This is a genomic window from Sulfitobacter sp. M85, from assembly GCF_029285915.1.
Classification (GTDB): Bacteria; Pseudomonadota; Alphaproteobacteria; order Rhodobacterales; family Rhodobacteraceae; genus Sulfitobacter; species Sulfitobacter faviae.
In genome coordinates, this window is sequence record NZ_JABECQ010000003.1 from 138,776 (window position 1) to 157,581 (window position 18,806).

Genomic DNA, 18,806 nt, shown 5'->3' on the forward strand with positions numbered 1-18,806 from the left:
AGGGTTGCCCCATTCGCGGGCACTGGCTATTGACGTTGGGCGCGAAGGGGCCAAGGCCCCGCGCAGCGACGGGACGGGACAAAGGACGAAAACGTGCGCACACGGATTGCCATCAAGACGCATGCTCTGCTTGAGCATTACTTTCCCGAACGCCGCGTCTTTTTGAAATCCGACAGCGACACACGTTTCATCCGCCTGCGGCCCGGCACCCAGATCCTTGGGCTGACGGGATCGGCCTTTCTGGTCTCTTGGGCCATCATCGCCACCGCCATCATCTTGATGGACAGCATTGGCTCCGGCAATTTTCGCGAACAGGCCAAACGCGACCAGCGCACCTATCAGGCCCGGCTGAATGAGCTTTCCGCGCAGCGCGACCTGCGCGCCGAAGAGGCGCTTGCCGCCCAAGACCGCTTTAACGCCGCGCTGACGCAGATTTCCGTCATGCAGTCCGAACTGCTGGCCTCCGAGACCCGCCGCCGTGAGTTGGAGACCGGGATCGAGGTGATCCAATCCACCCTGCGCGACACGATGAAAGACCGCCAGAAGGCCCGGCTGAAACTGGCCGAACTGGAAGGCAGCCTTGAGAACGGCGAAGCGGGCAGCCTGCGCGCCGATGCCGACCAAGCGCCGGTCGATTTCCTTGCCCAAGCCCTCGCCCGGACCGCGGCGGAGCGCGACAAGGTCGTGGTCGACGCGCAGGATGCGCTGTTGCAAGCCGACGAGATGGCCCAAGAAATCGCCCTGATGCGCGATCAGAACGACGCGATCTTCCGCCAGCTTGAAGAGGCGATGAGCGTTTCCGTCGCCCCGCTTGACAAGATGTTCCGCAGCGCGGGCATGCCGACCGACCGTATCCTCGCCACCGTGCGCCGGGGCTATTCGGGCCAGGGCGGGCCGATGACGCCGCTGTCCTTCACCACCCGCGGCGAGGAGCTGAGCCCCGACACGCTGCGCGCGAACAAGCTGCTGGGCCAGATGGACCGGTTGAACCTCTACCGCATCGCCGCCGAAAAGGCGCCCTTCGCGAACCCAGTCAAAAACGCTTTCCGCTTCACCAGCCAGTTCGGCTATCGCCGCGATCCCAAGACCGGCGGCCGCCGGATGCACAAGGGCGTCGACTTTGCCGCCGGGATGGGCACGCCGCTCTATGCAACCGCCGATGGCGTGGTGATTCACGCAGGCTGGTCCTCGGGCTATGGCCGTCTGGTCAAGATCCAGCATGAGTTCGGCATTGAGACCCGTTATGCCCACATGTCCAAGCTGCGCGTGAAAGTTGGTCAAAGAGTCTCGCGCGGGCAGCATATTGGTGATATGGGAGCATCAGGACGGGTCACCGGTGTCCATCTCCACTATGAAGTCCGCGTAGGTGGCAAGGCTGTTAACCCCATGATCTATATCAAGGCTGCAAACGATGTTTTCTAAAAGCAAAATCAACGATCCCGCCCCTCAGGATGCAGATGTATCCAAACCGGCACCTTCCAGTGCTTCGGCGTCCCCCGCGCCCGCTAAGCAGAGCGAGTTCAAGGCCAGCGCGCCCAAGGCGAAGCCGCCCGCATCCGTTCTGTCTTCGGACCTGCATGTGACCGGCAACATGAAAACGACGGGCGACGTTCAGGTTGAAGGCACAGTCGAAGGCGACATCCGCGCGCATCTGCTGACCATCGGTGAGACGGCGACGATCAAGGGCGAAGTGGTTGCCGATGACGTGGTGATCAATGGCCGCATCGTGGGCCGCGTGCGGGGCCTCAAGGTGCGCCTGACATCGACCGCGCGGGTCGAGGGCGACATCATCCACAAGACCATCGCGATCGAATCCGGCGCGCATTTCGAAGGCTCCGTGCAGCGTCAGGACGACCCGCTGAACCCCGGCGCGAAATCCGCACCCGCGCAGAAGCCGAACCCCGCGTCCTAAGCTTCGGCAGGCTGAACATTCGCAGGCGTCGCAGGCAATGCGGCGCCTGTTTGCTTTTGGGGGGACAGGCTACGCTGCGCCCTGCCCGCTTCATAAAAATTAATAGCTCGGGAATTTCGCCCCGCTGCGTTGCTGGCAGAACACTGGCGATAACGCTCATTTCATCAGGGCCTGAGCTGGCCGAGGCGTGGGGAGAGCAAGCCCACCCCACACGATGCTCGTCGGGACGTTACTCGGTCACCGTGACCGTTTTCATCACGTCCGGCGTGCCCACGACGGCCCCGTTCGGGCCGGTGCCGCGCTTGATGGCATCAACCACGTCCTGCCCTTCGGTGACCTTGCCGACAACGGTGTACTGACCGTTGAGGAAAGGTGCTTCGTCGAACATGATGAAGAACTGGCTGTTGGCGCTGTTCGGGCTCTGGCTACGGGCCATGCCGACGACGCCTTTCTCATAGGCGATGTCCGAGAACTCGGCCTTGAGGTCGGGCTTCTCGGACCCGCCCATGCCGGCGCGGGCGGTGTCGCCATCGGCGCGACCAAACTGCACGTCGCCGGTCTGCGCCATGAAACCGTCGATCACGCGGTGGAAGACCACCCCGTCATAGGCGCCTTCCTCGGCCAGTTCGGTGATCTGGGCCACGTGGTTGGGCGCAACGTCTTCGAGCAGGTCGATCTTGACGGTGCCATTGGCCTCGCCCGCGACCTCGATCTCGAGCCCGGTGGCCATGGCCGCCGAGCCGAGGAGCGCGAGAAAGGCGCTGGAGGTGGCGATCTTACGCATCTGCGGCCACCTTGACGGAGATCATGCGGTCAGGGTTCGCAGGCGGCTCGCCGCGGGTGATCGCGTCGACATGCTCCATGCCGGAAATGACCTGCCCGTAAACGGTGTATTGACCGTTGAGGAAGTCATTGTCCTTGAAGTTGATGAAGAACTGGCTGTTGGCGCTGTCGGGGTTGGCCGAACGGGCCGCACCGATGGTGCCGCGTGCGTGCGGAACCTTGGAGAATTCTGCGGGCAGGTTCGGCAGGTCCGAGCCGCCAGTGCCCGCCGCGCGCAGGTTGAAGTTGTCTTCCATGTTGCCATTGGCCACGTCGCCGGTCTGGGCCATGAAACCTTCGATCACGCGGTGGAAGGCGACGTTGTCGTATTTCCCGGCGCGGGCCAGTTCCTTCATCCGCTCCACATGTTTGGGCGCAAGGTCGGGCATCAACTCGATGACGACGGTGCCGCCTTTCAGCTCCATCAGGATGGTGTTCTCGGGGTCTTTGATCTCGGCCATGGGGCAATCCTTTGGTTTGTCTTTGCCAGATACCTAAGGAGCTTAGCCGCGATTGCCAAGCCGCGCATTGACCTGAGGCCAGATAACAGCAAAACACAGCGCAAGAGATTGGATTGGGAGAAGACCGATGGGCTGGAAATCACTGGACGATATGGAACTGGACGGCAAGCGCGTGCTCTTGCGCGTCGATATCAACGTGCCGGTCGAGGAGGGCCGCGTCACCGATGCCACGCGGATCGAGCGGATTGCGCCCACGGTGGACGACATCCTGTCGCGCGGCGGCAAGGTGACGCTGCTGGCGCATTTCGGACGGCCCAAGGGCAAAGTCGTCGAGGAGATGAGCCTGCGCCAAGTCCTTCCCGCGCTGGAAAAGGCACTGGGCCGCGACGTGGCATTCCTGCCATCGCTGGACGCCGCAGGCGACGCGCAGGCCGATCTGCAACTCATGGAAAACATCCGCTTCTACCCCGGTGAGGAGGCCAATGACGAAGATTTCGCCCGCCAGTTGGCCGCGCTTGGCGATATCTATTGCAACGATGCCTTCTCTGCCGCGCACCGCGCCCATGCCTCGACCGAGGCGCTGGCGCGGCTGCTGCCCGCCTGCGCAGGGCGCTTGATGCAGGCGGAGCTCTCGGCGCTGGAGACGGCACTGGCCAAGCCCGAGCGCCCGGTGGGCGCTGTCGTGGGCGGGGCCAAAGTCTCCACCAAGATCGCGCTTTTGGAGAACCTCGTGAACCGGCTCGACGTCTTGGTCATCGGCGGCGGCATGGCGAACACCTTCCTCGCCGCACTCGGGGCCGATCTGGGCAAATCGTTGGAAGAGCCAGACTATTACGACACGGCCAAGGACATCATGGCGCAGGCCGAAAAGGCAGGCTGCCGGGTCATCCTGCCGGTCGACGGTCTGGTCTCGCGGGAGTTCGCCAAGGGTGCGGCCCATAAGGTCGCCCCGCTTGGGCCTGATGCAAAACTCGCGACAGATCAGATGGTGCTCGACGCGGGCCCCGAGACCGTCGCATTGGTCGAGACGGCCTTCGCCGAGCTGCGCACCCTGATCTGGAACGGCCCCATGGGAGCCTTTGAAATCCCGCCCTTCGACACCGCCACCGTCGCCGCGGCTCAAGCCGCCGCCGCCAAGACCCGCGACGGCACGCTGATCTCCGTCGCCGGGGGCGGTGACACGGTCGCGGCGCTGAATCAAGCGGGCGTGGCGGATGATTTCACCTATATCTCCACCGCCGGGGGCGCCTTCCTTGAGTGGATGGAGGGCAAGACCCTGCCCGGCGTCACCGCATTGGACGCATCGGCTGCGTAAAAAGGCGATTTACCGCTAAAAACAACGGGTTTCCCGCAATTGTGGGATTCCCATGACGAATCGCCTGTGCCATACTGATGTCACGTCCGCCAAGAGACGCAGAGGCAGTACCATGACACGCAACACCCGACCGGCTTTCGGCACATTGCTGTTCTTCGCAATCGCATTCGCGCTGAGCCTGTATTTCACCTTTGCCGCCGTGCAGGGGGATTTCGGCCTGTTCCGCCGGACCGAGATCGTGGCCGAGAACCAAAAGCTGAGCGACCGTCTGGCCGAGGTCCGCGCCGAGGTGGCCCGGATGGAGAACCTCACCCGCCGCCTGTCGGACGACTACCTCGACCTCGATCTTCTGGACGAACGCGCGCGCAAAGTGCTAGGTATGGTCCGCACCGATGAGATCGTCATTCGCTAAGCTCTCGCGGCTTATCGTCTATTGGCCCCGGCCCTGCGCCTGCGGCCTTGCAATCACACCAAATCTCTGGCCTCCTTCGCCTTGTCAGCCGTGGTGCGCGCACCACGTCACAAAGTCTCTCGCAATCCATTCTGGAATGCGTTAGGGAATAGTTTAACGCTAAACTACTTTTGGCACCTGACCAAAGCCGACGGAGGAGACGTCCATGGCCGCGAGGAAATCGAGCAAGAAACCCAATGTCTCGGCGGAGGAGCTGACCAGCTACTACCGCGACATGCTGCTGATCCGGCGGTTTGAAGAGAAAGCCGGACAACTTTACGGCATGGGGCTGATCGGGGGGTTCTGTCACCTCTATATCGGACAAGAAGCGGTCGTTGTTGGGCTTGAGGCCGCTGCTGAGGAAGGCGACAAGCGCATCACCTCCTACCGCGACCACGGCCATATGCTGGCCTGCGGCATGGACCCTAACGGCGTCATGGCCGAGCTTACGGGCCGCGAGGGCGGTTATTCCAAGGGCAAGGGCGGCTCGATGCATATGTTCTCAAAAGAGAAGCATTTTTATGGCGGTCACGGCATTGTGGCGGCGCAGGTGCCGCTTGGCGCGGGCCTTGCCTTTGCTGATCAATACAAGGGCAACGGGCGCGTCACCTTCACCTATTTCGGCGATGGTGCGGCGAACCAGGGCCAGGTCTACGAGACCTTCAATATGGCCGCTCTGTGGAAACTGCCGGTGATCTTTGTCATCGAGAACAACCAATACGCCATGGGCACCTCGCAGCAACGCTCGACCTCCTCGGCCGAGATCTGGGAACGTGGCCGCGCCTTCGGCATCCCCGGTGAGGCGGTCGACGGCATGGATGTGCTGGCGGTGAAGGAAGCCGGTCAGAAAGCCGTGGAACACGCCCGCAAGGACGGCCCCTATATTCTGGAGATCAAGACCTACCGCTACCGTGGCCACTCCATGTCCGACCCCGCGAAATACCGCACCCGCGAGGAAGTTCAGAAAATGCGCGACGAACGCGACCCGATCGAGGCCGTGCGCAGCCTGCTGTTGGAGGGCAACCACGCGAGCGAGGAAGATCTCAAGGCCATCGACAAGGAGATCAAGCAGATCGTGAACGAAAGCGCCGATTTCGCCAAGGAAAGCCCGGAGCCCAATCTCGACGAGCTCTGGACCGACATCTACGCAACCGAAGTTCCGCAGGAGGCCTGAAGCAATGGCAACCGAAATTCTCATGCCCGCCCTCAGCCCCACCATGGAAGAAGGCACGCTGGCGAAATGGCTGGTCAAGGAAGGCGACGAAGTCTCCTCTGGTGACATCTTGGCCGAGATCGAGACCGACAAGGCCACGATGGAATTCGAAGCCGTGGACGAAGGCACCATCGGCAAGATCCTCGTCGAGGAAGGCACCGAAGGCGTGAAGGTGAACAGCCCCATCGCCGTGCTGCTCGAAGAAGGCGAAAGCGCCGACGACATCGACACCGCGAAATCCGCCCCCGCCGAGGATAAGGGCGAAGAGGCTAAGCCCGCTGAGGCCAAATCCTCGGACGATGACCGCGAAGCGCCTGCCGAGGGCAAGAAGCAGCCCGAGCCCGACACCAGCCCCGACTGGCCCGAGGGCACCGAGATGAAGCAACAGACCGTGCGCGAAGCGCTGCGCGACGCCATGGCCGAGGAAATGCGCCGCGACGAAAACGTCTTCCTCATGGGCGAGGAAGTGGCCGAGTACCAAGGCGCCTACAAGATTTCCCAAGGTCTGCTGGACGAATTCGGCGCCAAGCGCGTGATCGACACGCCGATCACCGAACACGGGTTTGCCGGCATCGGTGTCGGCGCGGCCTTCGGCGGTCTGCGCCCGATCGTCGAGTTCATGACCTTCAACTTCGCCATGCAGGCGATGGACCAGATCATCAACTCCGCGGCCAAGACGCTCTACATGTCCGGCGGCCAGATGGGCGCGCCCATGGTCTTCCGCGGCCCCAACGGCGCGGCGGCGCGTGTGGGCGCCCAGCACTCCCAAGACTACGCCGCTTGGTTCATGCAGATCCCCGGCCTCAAGGTCGCGATGCCCTATTCGGCCAGCGATTACAAAGGCTTGATGAAGTCAGCGATTCGTGACCCGAACCCGGTGATCTTCCTTGAGAACGAGATCCTCTACGGTCGCAGCTTCGACGTGCCGGACATCGAGGACTACACCGTCCCCTTCGGCAAGGCCCGGATCTGGCGCGAGGGTTCGGATGTCACCATCGTCAGCTTCGGCATCGGCATGACCTATGCGCTGGAAGCGGCCGAGAAACTGGCCGAGGACGGTATCGAGGCCGAGGTCATCGACCTGCGCACCCTGCGCCCGATGGACACCGAGACGGTGCTTAAATCCGTGATGAAGACCAACCGCTGCGTGACGGTCGAAGAAGGCTGGCCGCAGGGCTCGGTGGGTGGCTACATCAGCGGCGTGATCATGCAGGAGGCGTTCGACTACCTCGACGCCCCGGTCATCACCTGCACCGGCAAGGACGTGCCCATGCCCTATGCCGCCAACCTCGAAAAACACGCGCTGGTCACCACCGACGAGGTGATTGAGGCCGTGCGCAAAGTCACCTACCGGTAAGGAGCGGATCATGCCCACAGAAATTCTCATGCCCGCCCTTTCGCCCACGATGGAGGAAGGCACGCTCGCCAAATGGCTGGTCAAAGAGGGGGACGAGGTCGCCTCGGGCGACATCCTCGCCGAGATTGAGACCGACAAGGCCACGATGGAGTTCGAAGCCGTCGACGAAGGCACCATCGGCAAAATCCTGATCGAAGAAGGCAGCGAAGGCGTGAAGGTAAACACGCCGATCGCCGTGCTGCTCGAGGAAGGCGAAAGCGCCGACGACATCGACAGCGCCGCCCCGGCCAAAGAAGAGAAACCTCAGGCCGAGGAAGCGCCCAAAGCAGCCGAGGTCGAAACGCCCGAAGCGGGCTATGGCCGCGGTGCGACGGATGCGAATGACGCGCCGACCAACAGCGACGCCAAGGCCCCGGCCGCGCCGAAGGACGACAAGGGCGAGCGTATCTTCGCCTCCCCCCTCGCCCGCCGGATCGCTGCGGACAAGGGTCTCGACCTCACCCAGATCGAGGGCAGCGGCCCGCGCGGTCGGATTGTCAAAGCCGATGTGGAAAGCGCCCAGCCGACGGCTGCCAAGGCCGACAGCCCCGCCGCCGCCAAGGACGCCGCGCCGGTGACACAGCCTGCTCCTGCTGGCCCCTCCTCAGACGCCGTGCGCAAGATGTACGAGGACCGCGAGGTCGAAGAGGTCAAGCTCGACGGCATGCGCAAGACCATCGCCGCGCGGCTCACCGAGGCGAAGCAGACGGTCCCGCATTTCTACCTGCGCCGCGACATTCAAATCGACGCGCTGCTGTCCTTCCGCAGCGATCTGAACAAGCAGCTCGAAGCCCGCGGCGTGAAGCTCTCGGTTAACGATTTCATCATCAAAGCCTGCGCGCTGGCGCTGCAATCGGTGCCGGATGCCAACGCGGTCTGGGCCGGGGATCGTATCCTGAAGCTCAAGCCCTCGGACGTGGCCGTGGCCGTGGCCATCGAAGGCGGGCTGTTCACCCCCGTGCTACAGGACGCCGACACCAAGTCGCTTTCGACCCTCTCCGCGCAGATGAAAGACCTCGCAACCCGCGCCCGCGACCGCAAGCTGGCACCGCATGAGTATCAGGGCGGCAGCTTCGCGATCTCCAACCTCGGCATGTTCGGGATCGACAATTTCGACGCGGTCATCAACCCGCCGCATGGTGCGATCCTCGCCGTGGGCGCGGGCGTGAAGAAACCGATCATCGGCAAGGACGGTGAAATCACGGCGGCGACAGTTATGTCCGTGACCCTCTCGGTCGATCACCGCGTGATCGACGGGGCGCTCGGGGCCCAGCTGTTGAACGCGATTGTCGAGAACCTTGAAAATCCGATGATCATGCTGGCCTGAGGGCTGCACCATTCAAACGAAGAAAGCCGGGGCATGCCCCGGCTTTTTATTGCGATACTGGCAACTGCCCCTATTCGGCGTCCGGCCCAAAAAGATGGTTCATCGACATCGACGGCTGATCGCAGCCCGCCTCTCCAACGATCCGCGCCGGGATCCCGGCAACGGTCTTGCAGGCAGGCACCGGCTCCAGCACAACCGACCCCGCCGCGATGCGGCTGCAATGGCCGATAGAGATATTGCCCAGAACCTTCGCGCCTGCGCCGATCAACACGCCATTGCCGATCTTTGGGTGACGGTCCTCTTCCTCTTTACCGGTGCCGCCAAGGGTCACCGAATGCAGCATCGAGACGTTGTCACCCACCACCGCCGTCTCACCGATGACGATGGAATGCGCGTGGTCGATCATGATGCCCTTGCCCATCTTGGCCGCCGGATGGATATCCACGCCAAAAATCTCGCTCACCCGCATCTGGATGAAATAGGCCAGATCACGCTTGCCCTTGGCATAGAGGTAATGGCCCACACGGTAGGCCTGCACCGCCTGATAGCCTTTGAAATATAGAATCGGCTGCAACAAACGGTGGCAGGCCGGGTCGCGGTCATAGATGGCCACCAGATCCGCACGCGCCGCGGCGACGAGATCGGGGTCTTCGGCATAGGCTTCTTCGACCATCTCGCGCACGACCATCATCGACATCTCGTTCGACGAAAGCTTGGCCGCGATGCGATAGGAAAGCGCATTCTCGATCGATTTATGGTGCAGGATACAGGCATGTACAAAGCCGCCGATCAACGGCTCATCACGCACCGCATCCTCAGCCTCTTGCTGAATCTGGTCCCAGACCGGGTCCACTTTCGAGATATTTCTGCGTGTCTGCGCCATGGCACGGGCTCCTTCACTCTGCCGTAAGGGTAGCTCATGCAATAGCGTAGGACCATTTGTAAATCCGCATATGCTCAAAATCGTGATAACGCGCGGGCCTATCCGGGGATGGTCAAACCTGTAGCGGGCCCCGCGCCATATGTGGCCGAGATCTGCGCCACCCTCACGTCAAACGCCCCGCTGACGCCATCCGCCGCCCGTGCCGCAGTGCTATAGGTCCATCGCGGCGTATCGACCAGCACCTCCAGCCGCTCCTCGCTGCCTTCGTAAACGCGTAAGAGATAGCGTTCACTCTCCTCGCCAAGCGGCACCTCCGCCCCCTCCCAAGGGTCGCCGTCGATCCGCGTTCGGCGAATCCAGCTAAGGGTGATATCGCCACTGGCCCCAGCCTCGGCCCGCAGATGACAGGGGCTGTAGGGCCGCAGACCATTCCCGTCAAAGGCATGAACCTGATGCAGGTAAGAGGGGTCATCCACCGGTCGCCGCGCAGGCCCGATGCGGTAATGCTGTGCCACACGGCGCAGATGCGGGCTCAGCTCGACCTGCTGTGGCGTCCCGTTCATCAGCACAAAGCGGGACCCGGCGGGCCAAACCTCGGGCATCAACCCATCGCTGCCCGCCTGCCCGCGCAAACGACCGGTCAGCCAATAGGTCATCGGGGCGACAAGCTGCGCCTCCTGAAACTGGAGCAACTCCCAACGGTCCGCGCTCCCATCCCCGATGGCGGCGAGGTTCGCCCCATTTAAAAGCGCCTCTCTGCTAACGGACTGAAGGCTGCCGCTGGTTAATTTGACCTCCAGCACCGGCCCCGCGTCGATCAACCCTGGCCGTGCTGCGTGCAGCGGCGTTTGGGTAACGCCCATGATCGACCGGTTCGCCACGATGGCGTTCAGCGCATAATCCGAATCCACGGCAGAGCGGTAGACCGCGACGGACCCCGGCCAAGGGGTCGCCGTCACCGCCAGATGCGGCGCATGGGGCGCCTCATCTCCGCGCAAAAGCGGCAGGTCCATGAACTGCGGCAGAACCGGCAGCGGCGGGACGAAGGGGCGCAGCGCTGCAAGTTCTTCATCAAGCGGTGCGGGATCATAGACTTCGGGCTCAATCCGAACGCCGTCGATCAGCAGGGAGCCGGCCTGTTCCACCCGGTCGACGCGGTAGCGTCCCGGCCCCTCCGCCCCATCGCCCGGCAGTTCGATCACATCCCCCGCCCCGACAGCCATCCGCGACGGCGGCAATGCCAGCCGCAGCGTCTCACGCGCGACGCGCGCTTCGGTCAGCCAGCGTTCGGCCACCTGCCGCCCCTCGCCTCGGGTCAAGGCCATGTTCAACTCGGTCCCGGTGACCGCATGGGTCGCCTCATCCGCCAGAACCGCCTCTTCGGCAATCGCGTCGAAATCCCCATCGGCCTGAATGAATCGCAGCCGCACACGGCCCGAGACTTCGGCCTCCGCCTCACGCAACTGCTCGGTCAGCCCGCTCAGGTCGGGGTGAACCGCGAGACGATCAGGGTCGAGGGGCAGCGCATCTGCCCCGTCACGCATCCGAAACTGTAAAACCCCGTCGCGTTCGATCGCGTCAAAACCATAACGCAGCATCAGCGCTTGCAGCGCGGCCCGCGCCTCGCCAACCTCGGCAACCGTATAGCCGCGCACATAGCCGAACAGCGCGGAGGTATCGAAATGCACCACACCCGCGCGGCGGCAAATCTCGCCCACGACCGAGGCCAGCGACCGCGCCGAGGCGCGCCCGTTCAGCCAGTGGCCCCGGCTGTAATTCTCTCCATCGCTCCAGAGATTGACATTATTGGGGAAGAAGGGAAAAGGCCGCGTGTCCCATGCCCAAACAAAGGCGCGCGTCGTATCAAGCATCGCCGCGCCATATTCCTCCGAGATCGGATTATGCGCCGGATCGCGCCAGTAGTCCGAGATCGCGCGCAGATATTGCATCTGCATCAGATCGTCCCGTGCGCCGGTGGAATAATGCGGCAAGGCGCTTTCCGAGCTCTTCAGATCGAGGAACTTGTTGGGCTGGTTCGCCCCTTTGTCGATGGCCGCGCAGCCGTATTCCGTGAACCAGATCGGTTTCGACATCGGCTGCCATTCCGTTGGAGCGGCTTGCCGCTGCCCGCCGATACGCGGGTGGTGCGGGCTCTCCCACCAGCAGCGCAAGTCTTTGTAGCGATACACCCAAGGCTCATCATGCGCCCCATCGGTGATCGGCGTGCGGATCTGCGCGTCGCGGGCCTCGGGCGAATGGTAGTACCAGTCATAGCCCTCGCCGCCTTCGATGTTGGATTTCAAATAGCCGATATCGTAGATCGCGGGCCAGTTCTCGCCGTCCAGATGCCCCTCCTCATCGCGCCAATCGGCTAGCGGCATGTAGTTGTCGATCCCGATGAAATCGATCTGCGGATCGGCCCATAGCGGATCAAGGTGAAAGAAGACATCGCCGCTGCCATCCTGCGGGTGATAGCCGAAATACTCAGACCAATCAGCGGCATAGCTGATCTTGACCTCCGGCCCCAACAAGGCGCGCACCTCTCCGGCCAAGGCCCGCAGCCCGGCCACCGCGGGAAAGCTGTTGCCTGCCGCGCGTATCTGCGTCAGCCCCCGCATCTCCGAGGAGATGCAAAACGCCTCGACCCCGCCTGCCGCTGCGCAAAGCGCGGCATAGTGCAAGATGAAGCGCGACAGGGTCCATTCCTCGGGGCCGTTGTAGATGACCGAGCCTTCGCCCACCGCGAAATCCGCAGCCGTGACGGTTCCGAAAAACGCCGCCACCTCGGCTTCTGCCACCGCCGTACCGTCCGGGCTGCCCGGTCGCCCCGGGGCCACCGAAAGCGTGATCCGTCCGCGCCACGGCAAGCGGGGCTGGTCCTCGGCATCGCTATAGGGGTCCGGGAGCCCGTTTCCTTCGATCTGATCCATCAAGATAAACGGATAGAACATCACCGCCTTGCCCGCTGTCTTCAGCGCGTGAATGGCCTCGACCACCGCCGCATCGGCGGGCGTGCCGCCGTAGATCGGGCGCGCGTCTTGCTGGGTGATCACCTGTGCCGTGCCACGCGTCAGGCCAGAGACTCGCCAAGGCATGTTCTCCCCATCGATATCCGGGTCTTCGACCTTGGGCCGCAGGCGACAGTCACCGCAGCGCAGATCGCCGCCAAACCATGATACAACGAGAGAGGCCGCTTCCAAACGCGGCAATTCCTCGGTCAGGCTTTCCAAGGAGACCGCAAAATCGGTCTTGGCGGCGGGCGAGTTCACATTGGCGCTCCACCGGCTGCCGGGGCCGTCGGTGTAATGCACCGGGGTCGTCGCCAGCGCGTATTCTCCCGTGCCGGGGATCAGGGCGAGCCCCTGAACACCATAGGCGGGCGCGTGCTCCCACCCCGGCACTTGCGGCTGCTCGGGGCGCAGCACCTCGAAAGAGAACTGCGGAACCCGGTTGCCGAATTGCGCAAGCGAAAGGTCTTCCATCACCACATAGGCCGTGCCGCGATAGGCGGGCACCCGGTCCGCGCCCTCGATCGCGGCGATGGTCGGGTCAGGCTGCTGGTTCGCGGCGCCTCGGTAAACGCGCATGTTCAGATCGTCCGGGGCAATCTCCTCCCCATCTGCCCAGATGCGCCCAACGCTGGTGATCTCCCCTTCGCAGAGCGCGATGGCAAGGCTGACGGTATAGCTGTATTCGGTCGTCTTCGGCGTCGGCGGGCCGCCCTTTCCCCCGCCACTGACTTCGGTGACCTCTTGGAACTGCGAGGCCCAGATGACATGCCCCGCCAGTCGCATCCGCCCGTAAAGCTGCGGGATCGCCGCCCCTTCGCCCAAGCCTGTCAGGCGAAAGCGATCCACCTTACCGGTCTCGACCGCCTCTCCGCCTTGGCCCAGCAAACGTTGATCCACCAATCGACCAAGGCTCGCCCCCACCGCGCGGCCCACCGCGACCGAAGACAGCCCCGCCAGCGTGCCCCCGATGGAGCCGCCAACCGCCGCCCCCGCTGCCGAAAGAACAATCGTCGCCATCAGGAGACCTCCTCAGGAAATACAAAACGCGCTACGATGCGCCGCTGCCATGGCGGGCTGAGCGGGCTTTCCACCACTCCATGCCGCGCATAGGCGTGAATCAAACTGGCGCTGGCCCCGACGCGCGCCTGAAGTCCAAGGTGCTTTGCCACCGCACCCTGCCGCATTCGGAAAAGCAGCACGTCACCGGGGGCCGCATCACCGCTGTCTTTCATCGCCATGTGCCGCAGCGCCGCTGCCCAGAGCCGCTCCTGCCCCTGCGGCTCGGACCAATCCATCGAATAGGGTGGCACCGCCTCAGGCTCCGCGCCCAACAGCTCCCGCCAAAGCCCCCGGATCAGCCCCAGACAATCGCAGCCCGCCCCCTTTGTCGCAGCCTGATGCACATAGGGCGTGCCGATCCATCCGCGGGCGCCCTGTACCAAACGCTCCCCCGCAGCACTCATCGGCGTGACCCGCCGCCATTCGCACCGTCCGACCGGGGCACTGCCATCATCCAATCCTCCCCCGGCAAATCGGGAAAGCCGCGAAAGTTCAGCAGGTTGTTGAATTTCAGCCGACAGGTCTCCATCCGCTTGTCGCAGCCTGCGGTAAGCCGGACACGGGTGCCCGCCGCCACTGCGCCGCGGATCGGTTGCCAAAGCTCGATCACGCGCTGCCCGCCCTCATGGTAGTCACGTTTGACCATGCCCCAAAGCCCCGCCGCCGGCCCCTCCAGCACATCAAGCCGCCCCCGGGCGAACCAACCTTCCTCGTAGCCCGGGAACGCGGTCCAACAGAAATACTGCGCCTCCGCCATCGTCTCGACCACACGCGTCTCAGCATAGCCGGGCGCGGTGAGATCGAACCGGCACTTGCCATCTCCCAACACCGCCGAACAGGGCTTTTGATAGACCCGCCCCAGGGGCCGGTTAAGCGGTTCCGTCAGCCCCCGCAACTCGGCGCGGAAGCTGCCCCCCGCGCGGTGCAACTCACCGATTGAGCCGCGAAATTGCAGCCGCCGCTGCGCGGGCTCCGCCCAGTTCACCAGCCACGCCTGCACCTCGGCCCCATCAAAGCGGCCCTGTTCGATCTCATCCTCGCGGATCGCATCATCGCTGAGCGCGCCAAGCGCCTCCGTGTTGTCAACTGCCAGCCCGCTGGTCTGGGCCAGCGCCCGCGCGCTCAGCCCGGTATCGGCGCGAAAGGTGATCCCGTCGAACACCAGCGGCATGTCGTGATCGGTAAAGGCAAACACCGCCCCATCCGCGCGCGTCACCTGCCAGCAATGGCACAGCGTCGTCACACCCTGCGCGATATGGGCTGCAAAGCCTCTGTCCAGCCCCGCCATCAGACCCGCACCTCGATCACCGGCACGTCGGGCACCTGTCCGGCCTGAAAACTCTCGACCGAGACCAGAATGCGGTCGGTGTCAAAGCGCACCGGCACGTCGAACTCGAAGCCCGCGAAAACCTCGATCTCAGGATCAGGCGGATGGGCAAAGGTGATGATCCCACTCTTGGCGTCGACCTCATATTCGACGCCCTCGCGCAGCTCATCCTGCTCCAGCCCCACGCGCACGGTCCCGGCCACCGGTTTGGTGATCGGACGGCGATAGGACTGCGCCCCCGAGCGGTAGGTTTTGGTCAGTTGAAACGCCGCCCGCACCCCATCCCCATAGCCGATGCTCTGGTCGTCGAAAGCCACCGGAAGCGCCATTTTGCCCGACTTATAATCGGCCCAATCCTTCCAGCGAAACCCGTACATCTGCCCCATGCGCGCCTCAAAAAAGGCGATCAGCACCTGTAGATCGTCGATCGAGCGCACCCCCAACCCGGCGTCATAGACCCGCCGCGAATGGGCCCAAGGCGTGTTACGCTCCTCATGGCCGTTGGCCAAGGTGACCACATCTGTCTGCCGTTGCGGCCCCCCGACAGAGCCAAAGCTTAGCGACGGGGGAAATCTGACCTCGTGAAACTGCATGATCTGCTCCTTTATCCGCCGCGCGGCCTATCGGTTGCGGTTGCCGGTGCTGAGGGCACGGCTCAACTGTGCGGCGATCTGGCTTTGGCTGCGCTGAAACCCCTGCACATCGGGGGTAGTGATGTTCATCACGATGGTCGTCGCGCCGCCGCCGTTGCCGCGCACGCCCAGCTTGCCATCGGCGCCCCGCGCCAAGGGCATGATCGCCTCCGGCCCGGCCTCACCCATCAGCCCCGTGCCGCCGCGCATGGGAAAGGCCGTCGCCGAGGTGACCACCCCACCCTGCGCGAAGGGCATGACTTTACCTTGCGAGAAAGGCGCACCATCTGCGAAGGGCAATATCCCTTCTACGATGCTGCCCACGCCCTCGCTGATCAGCCCGCCGAAATGGTCCGTCACCGGGCGCATCGCGGCATTGTAAGTCGTGCGGATCATCGACTGCGCCAAGTCGCTCAGCGCGTCCGAGAGTTTGGCCCCGTCAAAGACCACCCCATCAAAGGCCCGCCGCAACCCACGGCTTAGCCCTTTCTCAAGGGTCGCCACGTCTTTGCCCGTCGCGGCAAGCGCGCCCCGCATTCGCCGTAGCTCACCGTCGAACCCGGCCACCAAGCCGTTGGTCTGCGCCAGCGTCTCATTCAGCCCCTCGGCGCGGCTCTCAAGGTTCTCGAAATCGTCAAAGTCAGCCATCACCGGCCCCTTTCGTCTCATCTGGATAGGCAGCCATCAGCGCGGCGAGACCGTCGCTCAGCAGTGGCGCGGGGCCAGACTTCGGCCCCAGCATCAACTGTAACTCCGCCGGCGTTAGCGCCCAGAATTGATCCGGCAGCAGCCCCAATCGTGACAGCCCCACCCGCAGCAACGCGGGCCAGTCAAAGCCCCGTGCTGCGCTCACGCCTGCACCGTAAAGGCGCGCGCCAGCAATTCCGCCGCCGCCCGCGCCGCCGCCATCGGCCCGCCCTCGATCTGCGCGTGTTCAAGCGTGGCGGCATCCATCTCCGCCCCACCTCCGCGCAGCCCGGCCAGCAACAGGGCCAAGACATCGCGGCTGGAAAAGCGATTGTTTTCAAATCGCTCGACCAGAGCCACGAGGCCGTCGGCCTCCAACGCCGCCTCCAACTCGGCCAATGCCCCAAGGGTCAGCCGTGCCTCATGACGTTCACCATCAATCACGAGGCTCACCTCGCCGCGCCATGGGTTCGTCATGCTCACACCACCACATCGGGGGTAAAGATCAGCTCACCCGCCGATTGCAGGCTAAGCTCAAAGGTGGCCTCCCCATTCAGCGACCCCCCGTATTCCAGAGCGGAGACCTGAAACGGCCCCTGCACCACGCCGAAATCCGGAATGATCACCTGAAAATCCGGCGTGAGCCCGTTGAAAAACAACTGCCGCGCCCGTTCATCCGTGCCCGCATCGCGAAACACCCCCGACCCGCTGATCGCGGCCGAGCGGACACCGGCACCCGCCAACAACTCCCGCCAACCGCCGCTTGAATCGAGCGAGGTCACATCCACCGTTTCGGCGTTGAAACTCACCCGTTTGGCCCTAAGCCCGGCGATCGTCTCGAACTGCCCATCGCTGGTCATATCCACTTTGACCAAAAGGTCTTTGCCCGCTTGAACTGCCATCACTGTCTCCTCGCACCAATCTGAAATCTAAAGTCTTATGCGTCCGCGACCCGGGCGCGGAATTGCAGATCGATCCGCCGGGCAGAGGCCCCGTCGATCCGCCGCGCCATCGCTTTGAGAAAGGCCATATCCACCACGCGCCCCCGGCTGAGCGCCGGCACCGCCCCATGCAGCAGGTCTGAGATCACCGCCGCGCAACCCTTCGCCGTGCTGAACCCCGGCGCGCTGGTGACCACCGACAGGGTCAGGCGATGCTCCGCCCCCGCGCCCTGCGGGTCCGACAGGTCCTTCGCCACCTCTTGGCCCAGCAGCACATAGGTCTCTGGCAGGGTCCCCCCCGGCACCGCGTCAAAGACCGCGTCACCGATCAGCGCGGTGAGCCCCGGATCGCTCTGCAACAGGTCATAAACCGCCGCCTGCAATGCCCCTGAAAGCGCATAGGTCATACCGCCACCTCCTCATCGGCAAAACAGATCAGATAGCGCCCGCCCGCATCGCTTTCGGCCACCGCCCGGATCACGAAGACCCGCGTGCCCTCGCGAAACCGCTGCTCGGGGGTTGGTCGCTGCGGGGCACCTTCCGGCGCCGCCCGCACTGTGATCTTGACCCCCATCCGGCTGACGGCCACCCCGCCCTGCGCAGTCTCCCGCCCCGTCCGCGCGCGCACCTCGGCCCAGAGGGTGCCCAAAGGCTGCCAGATCTCGCGATGCCCCCCCGCGCCATCGCTCACGCGCTGCGGCGCTTCCAACACGAGGGGCCGGTTCAACTGCGGGCGGCTCATGCCGTTCCCCCAAAGCCGAGGCGCACGCGGCGGTAGCGTTCGATCAGGCTGCTGACACCAAAGGGCATGCACCCTTCACCAAGCGCCGTGTCGTCGCGGTATTCATAGTAATGTGCCGCCAGCAGCATCACCGCTTGGGCCAGATCATCCGGCATTCCACTCCAATCGGCGGCCATGCCCGCGTCAAAACTAATCAGCGCGGCCCCCGCGCTTGGGATGCGCGGCAGGGCGGCGGTGCTGGCTCGAAGACGCGGCGCTTGCGCATCGCGTTCCAGCCAATAGCGCTCGGGGTCCACCGCCGTCTCCACCCCGTCCCGCGCCACAAGCGCCACCCGCGCGATCTCTTGCACCGGCGCCACGGGCAAGACCTGCGCCGCCGCATCGCGCCAAAAGGTCAGCGACAGGGCAAACCGCCGAATGATCAACACCTTGCCTGTCCGCGCCTCCACCGCCGCCATCGCCGCGCGCAGGAAGCTGCGCAACACCGGATCTTGAAGGCCGTCCTGCGCAAAGCCGGTGCCAAGGCGCAGATGCATTCTGAAGGCCTCAACCGGCAAGACCGCATCCGGCACATTTGTCTCTTCGATCAACATCATCGAACGTCTCCAAAAATCGCTCCCGCGCCCA

21 protein-coding genes are annotated in these 18,806 nt (G+C 64.0%); 7 read left to right on the top strand and 14 right to left on the bottom strand.

Annotated elements, in window-relative coordinates:
• Nucleotides 1-93: 93 nt before the first annotated feature.
• Together HKX24_RS06865 and HKX24_RS06870 are read left to right on the top strand one after the other, a co-directional pair.
• Nucleotides 94-1,422 carry a M23 family metallopeptidase gene (locus tag HKX24_RS06865; RefSeq protein ID WP_271691514.1) on the top strand — a complete coding sequence of 443 codons (1,329 nt, stop codon included), beginning with the start codon at nucleotides 94-96 and terminating at the stop codon, nucleotides 1,420-1,422.
• Complete coding sequence (locus HKX24_RS06870; protein ID WP_271691516.1) at nucleotides 1,412-1,912, top strand: polymer-forming cytoskeletal protein; 501 nt, start codon at nucleotides 1,412-1,414, stop codon at nucleotides 1,910-1,912. The genes HKX24_RS06865 and HKX24_RS06870 overlap by 11 nt, the downstream gene beginning before the upstream one ends.
• Before the next feature lie 229 nt (nucleotides 1,913-2,141).
• On the opposite strand, the gene HKX24_RS06875 is transcribed toward HKX24_RS06870, so the two are convergent.
• The gene (locus tag HKX24_RS06875) at nucleotides 2,142-2,696 is read right to left on the bottom strand and encodes a peptidylprolyl isomerase (RefSeq protein ID WP_271691517.1); all 555 of its coding nucleotides are present in this window, start codon (nucleotides 2,694-2,696) and stop codon (nucleotides 2,142-2,144) included.
• Nucleotides 2,689-3,195, bottom strand: coding sequence for a peptidylprolyl isomerase (locus HKX24_RS06880; protein ID WP_271691518.1), 507 nt, complete (start codon nucleotides 3,193-3,195; stop codon nucleotides 2,689-2,691). Before HKX24_RS06880 ends, HKX24_RS06875 begins: the two co-directional genes overlap by 8 nt.
• A gap of 127 nt (nucleotides 3,196-3,322) precedes the next feature.
• Here HKX24_RS06880 and HKX24_RS06885 point away from each other — a divergent pair, with 127 nt between their 5' ends.
• The 5 genes from HKX24_RS06885 to HKX24_RS06905 all read left to right on the top strand — a co-directional run bounded on the left by HKX24_RS06885 (nucleotide 3,323) and on the right by HKX24_RS06905 (nucleotide 8,897).
• Entirely contained in the window at nucleotides 3,323-4,510 is a 1,188-nt protein-coding gene (locus tag HKX24_RS06885) for a phosphoglycerate kinase (protein ID WP_271691519.1), read from the top strand.
• Nucleotides 4,511-4,622: 112 nt separating this feature from the next.
• Nucleotides 4,623-4,922: a septum formation initiator family protein gene (locus HKX24_RS06890; protein WP_067265383.1), complete on the top strand. Its 300-nt coding sequence runs from the start codon at nucleotides 4,623-4,625 to the stop codon at nucleotides 4,920-4,922.
• A gap of 205 nt (nucleotides 4,923-5,127) precedes the next feature.
• Nucleotides 5,128-6,135: a pyruvate dehydrogenase (acetyl-transferring) E1 component subunit alpha gene (gene pdhA / locus HKX24_RS06895; RefSeq protein WP_067265381.1), complete on the top strand. Its 1,008-nt coding sequence runs from the start codon at nucleotides 5,128-5,130 to the stop codon at nucleotides 6,133-6,135.
• 4 nt (nucleotides 6,136-6,139) lie between these two features.
• Complete coding sequence (locus HKX24_RS06900; protein WP_271691520.1) at nucleotides 6,140-7,531, top strand: pyruvate dehydrogenase complex E1 component subunit beta; 1,392 nt, start codon at nucleotides 6,140-6,142, stop codon at nucleotides 7,529-7,531.
• A gap of 10 nt (nucleotides 7,532-7,541) precedes the next feature.
• Nucleotides 7,542-8,897, top strand: coding sequence for a pyruvate dehydrogenase complex dihydrolipoamide acetyltransferase (locus tag HKX24_RS06905; RefSeq protein ID WP_271691521.1), 1,356 nt, complete (start codon nucleotides 7,542-7,544; stop codon nucleotides 8,895-8,897).
• A 70-nt stretch (nucleotides 8,898-8,967) separates the two neighbouring features.
• Here HKX24_RS06905 and cysE read toward each other — a convergent pair whose 3' ends face one another.
• The 12 genes from cysE to HKX24_RS06965 all read right to left on the bottom strand — a co-directional run bounded on the left by cysE (nucleotide 8,968) and on the right by HKX24_RS06965 (nucleotide 18,775).
• A complete protein-coding gene (cysE, locus tag HKX24_RS06910) occupies nucleotides 8,968-9,780 on the bottom strand; it encodes a serine O-acetyltransferase (protein ID WP_209217607.1) in 813 nt (270 codons plus the stop codon).
• A 98-nt stretch (nucleotides 9,781-9,878) separates the two neighbouring features.
• Nucleotides 9,879-13,808: a glycoside hydrolase/phage tail family protein gene (locus HKX24_RS06915; protein ID WP_276153898.1), complete on the bottom strand. Its 3,930-nt coding sequence runs from the start codon at nucleotides 13,806-13,808 to the stop codon at nucleotides 9,879-9,881.
• Nucleotides 13,808-14,254 (bottom strand): NlpC/P60 family protein, encoded by a 447-nt coding sequence (locus tag HKX24_RS06920; RefSeq protein ID WP_271691523.1) that lies wholly within the window; start codon nucleotides 14,252-14,254, stop codon nucleotides 13,808-13,810. Before HKX24_RS06920 ends, HKX24_RS06915 begins: the two co-directional genes overlap by 1 nt.
• A complete protein-coding gene (locus tag HKX24_RS06925; protein ID WP_271691524.1) occupies nucleotides 14,251-15,138 on the bottom strand; it encodes a DUF2163 domain-containing protein in 888 nt (295 codons plus the stop codon). Before HKX24_RS06925 ends, HKX24_RS06920 begins: the two co-directional genes overlap by 4 nt.
• The gene (locus HKX24_RS06930; protein WP_271691525.1) at nucleotides 15,138-15,770 is read right to left on the bottom strand and encodes a DUF2460 domain-containing protein; all 633 of its coding nucleotides are present in this window, start codon (nucleotides 15,768-15,770) and stop codon (nucleotides 15,138-15,140) included. The genes HKX24_RS06925 and HKX24_RS06930 overlap by 1 nt, the downstream gene beginning before the upstream one ends.
• A gap of 27 nt (nucleotides 15,771-15,797) precedes the next feature.
• A complete protein-coding gene (locus tag HKX24_RS06935) occupies nucleotides 15,798-16,457 on the bottom strand; it encodes a phage tail tape measure protein (RefSeq protein ID WP_271691527.1) in 660 nt (219 codons plus the stop codon).
• A complete protein-coding gene (locus tag HKX24_RS06940) occupies nucleotides 16,450-16,662 on the bottom strand; it encodes a rcc01693 family protein (protein WP_209218770.1) in 213 nt (70 codons plus the stop codon). The genes HKX24_RS06935 and HKX24_RS06940 overlap by 8 nt, the downstream gene beginning before the upstream one ends.
• On the bottom strand, nucleotides 16,659-16,973 hold the full coding sequence (locus tag HKX24_RS06945; protein WP_271691528.1) for a GTA-gp10 family protein: 315 nt from the start codon (nucleotides 16,971-16,973) through the stop codon (nucleotides 16,659-16,661). The genes HKX24_RS06940 and HKX24_RS06945 overlap by 4 nt, the downstream gene beginning before the upstream one ends.
• A gap of 2 nt (nucleotides 16,974-16,975) precedes the next feature.
• Nucleotides 16,976-17,398, bottom strand: coding sequence for a phage major tail protein, TP901-1 family (locus HKX24_RS06950; RefSeq protein WP_271691529.1), 423 nt, complete (start codon nucleotides 17,396-17,398; stop codon nucleotides 16,976-16,978).
• 35 nt (nucleotides 17,399-17,433) lie between these two features.
• Nucleotides 17,434-17,844, bottom strand: coding sequence for a DUF3168 domain-containing protein (locus HKX24_RS06955; protein WP_276153899.1), 411 nt, complete (start codon nucleotides 17,842-17,844; stop codon nucleotides 17,434-17,436).
• Nucleotides 17,841-18,179 (bottom strand): head-tail adaptor protein, encoded by a 339-nt coding sequence (locus tag HKX24_RS06960; RefSeq protein ID WP_271691531.1) that lies wholly within the window; start codon nucleotides 18,177-18,179, stop codon nucleotides 17,841-17,843. Before HKX24_RS06960 ends, HKX24_RS06955 begins: the two co-directional genes overlap by 4 nt.
• Nucleotides 18,176-18,775, bottom strand: a complete 600-nt coding sequence (locus HKX24_RS06965; protein WP_271691532.1) for a head-tail connector protein — start codon at nucleotides 18,773-18,775, stop codon at nucleotides 18,176-18,178. Before HKX24_RS06965 ends, HKX24_RS06960 begins: the two co-directional genes overlap by 4 nt.
• Between the last annotated feature and the right edge of the window lie 31 nt (nucleotides 18,776-18,806).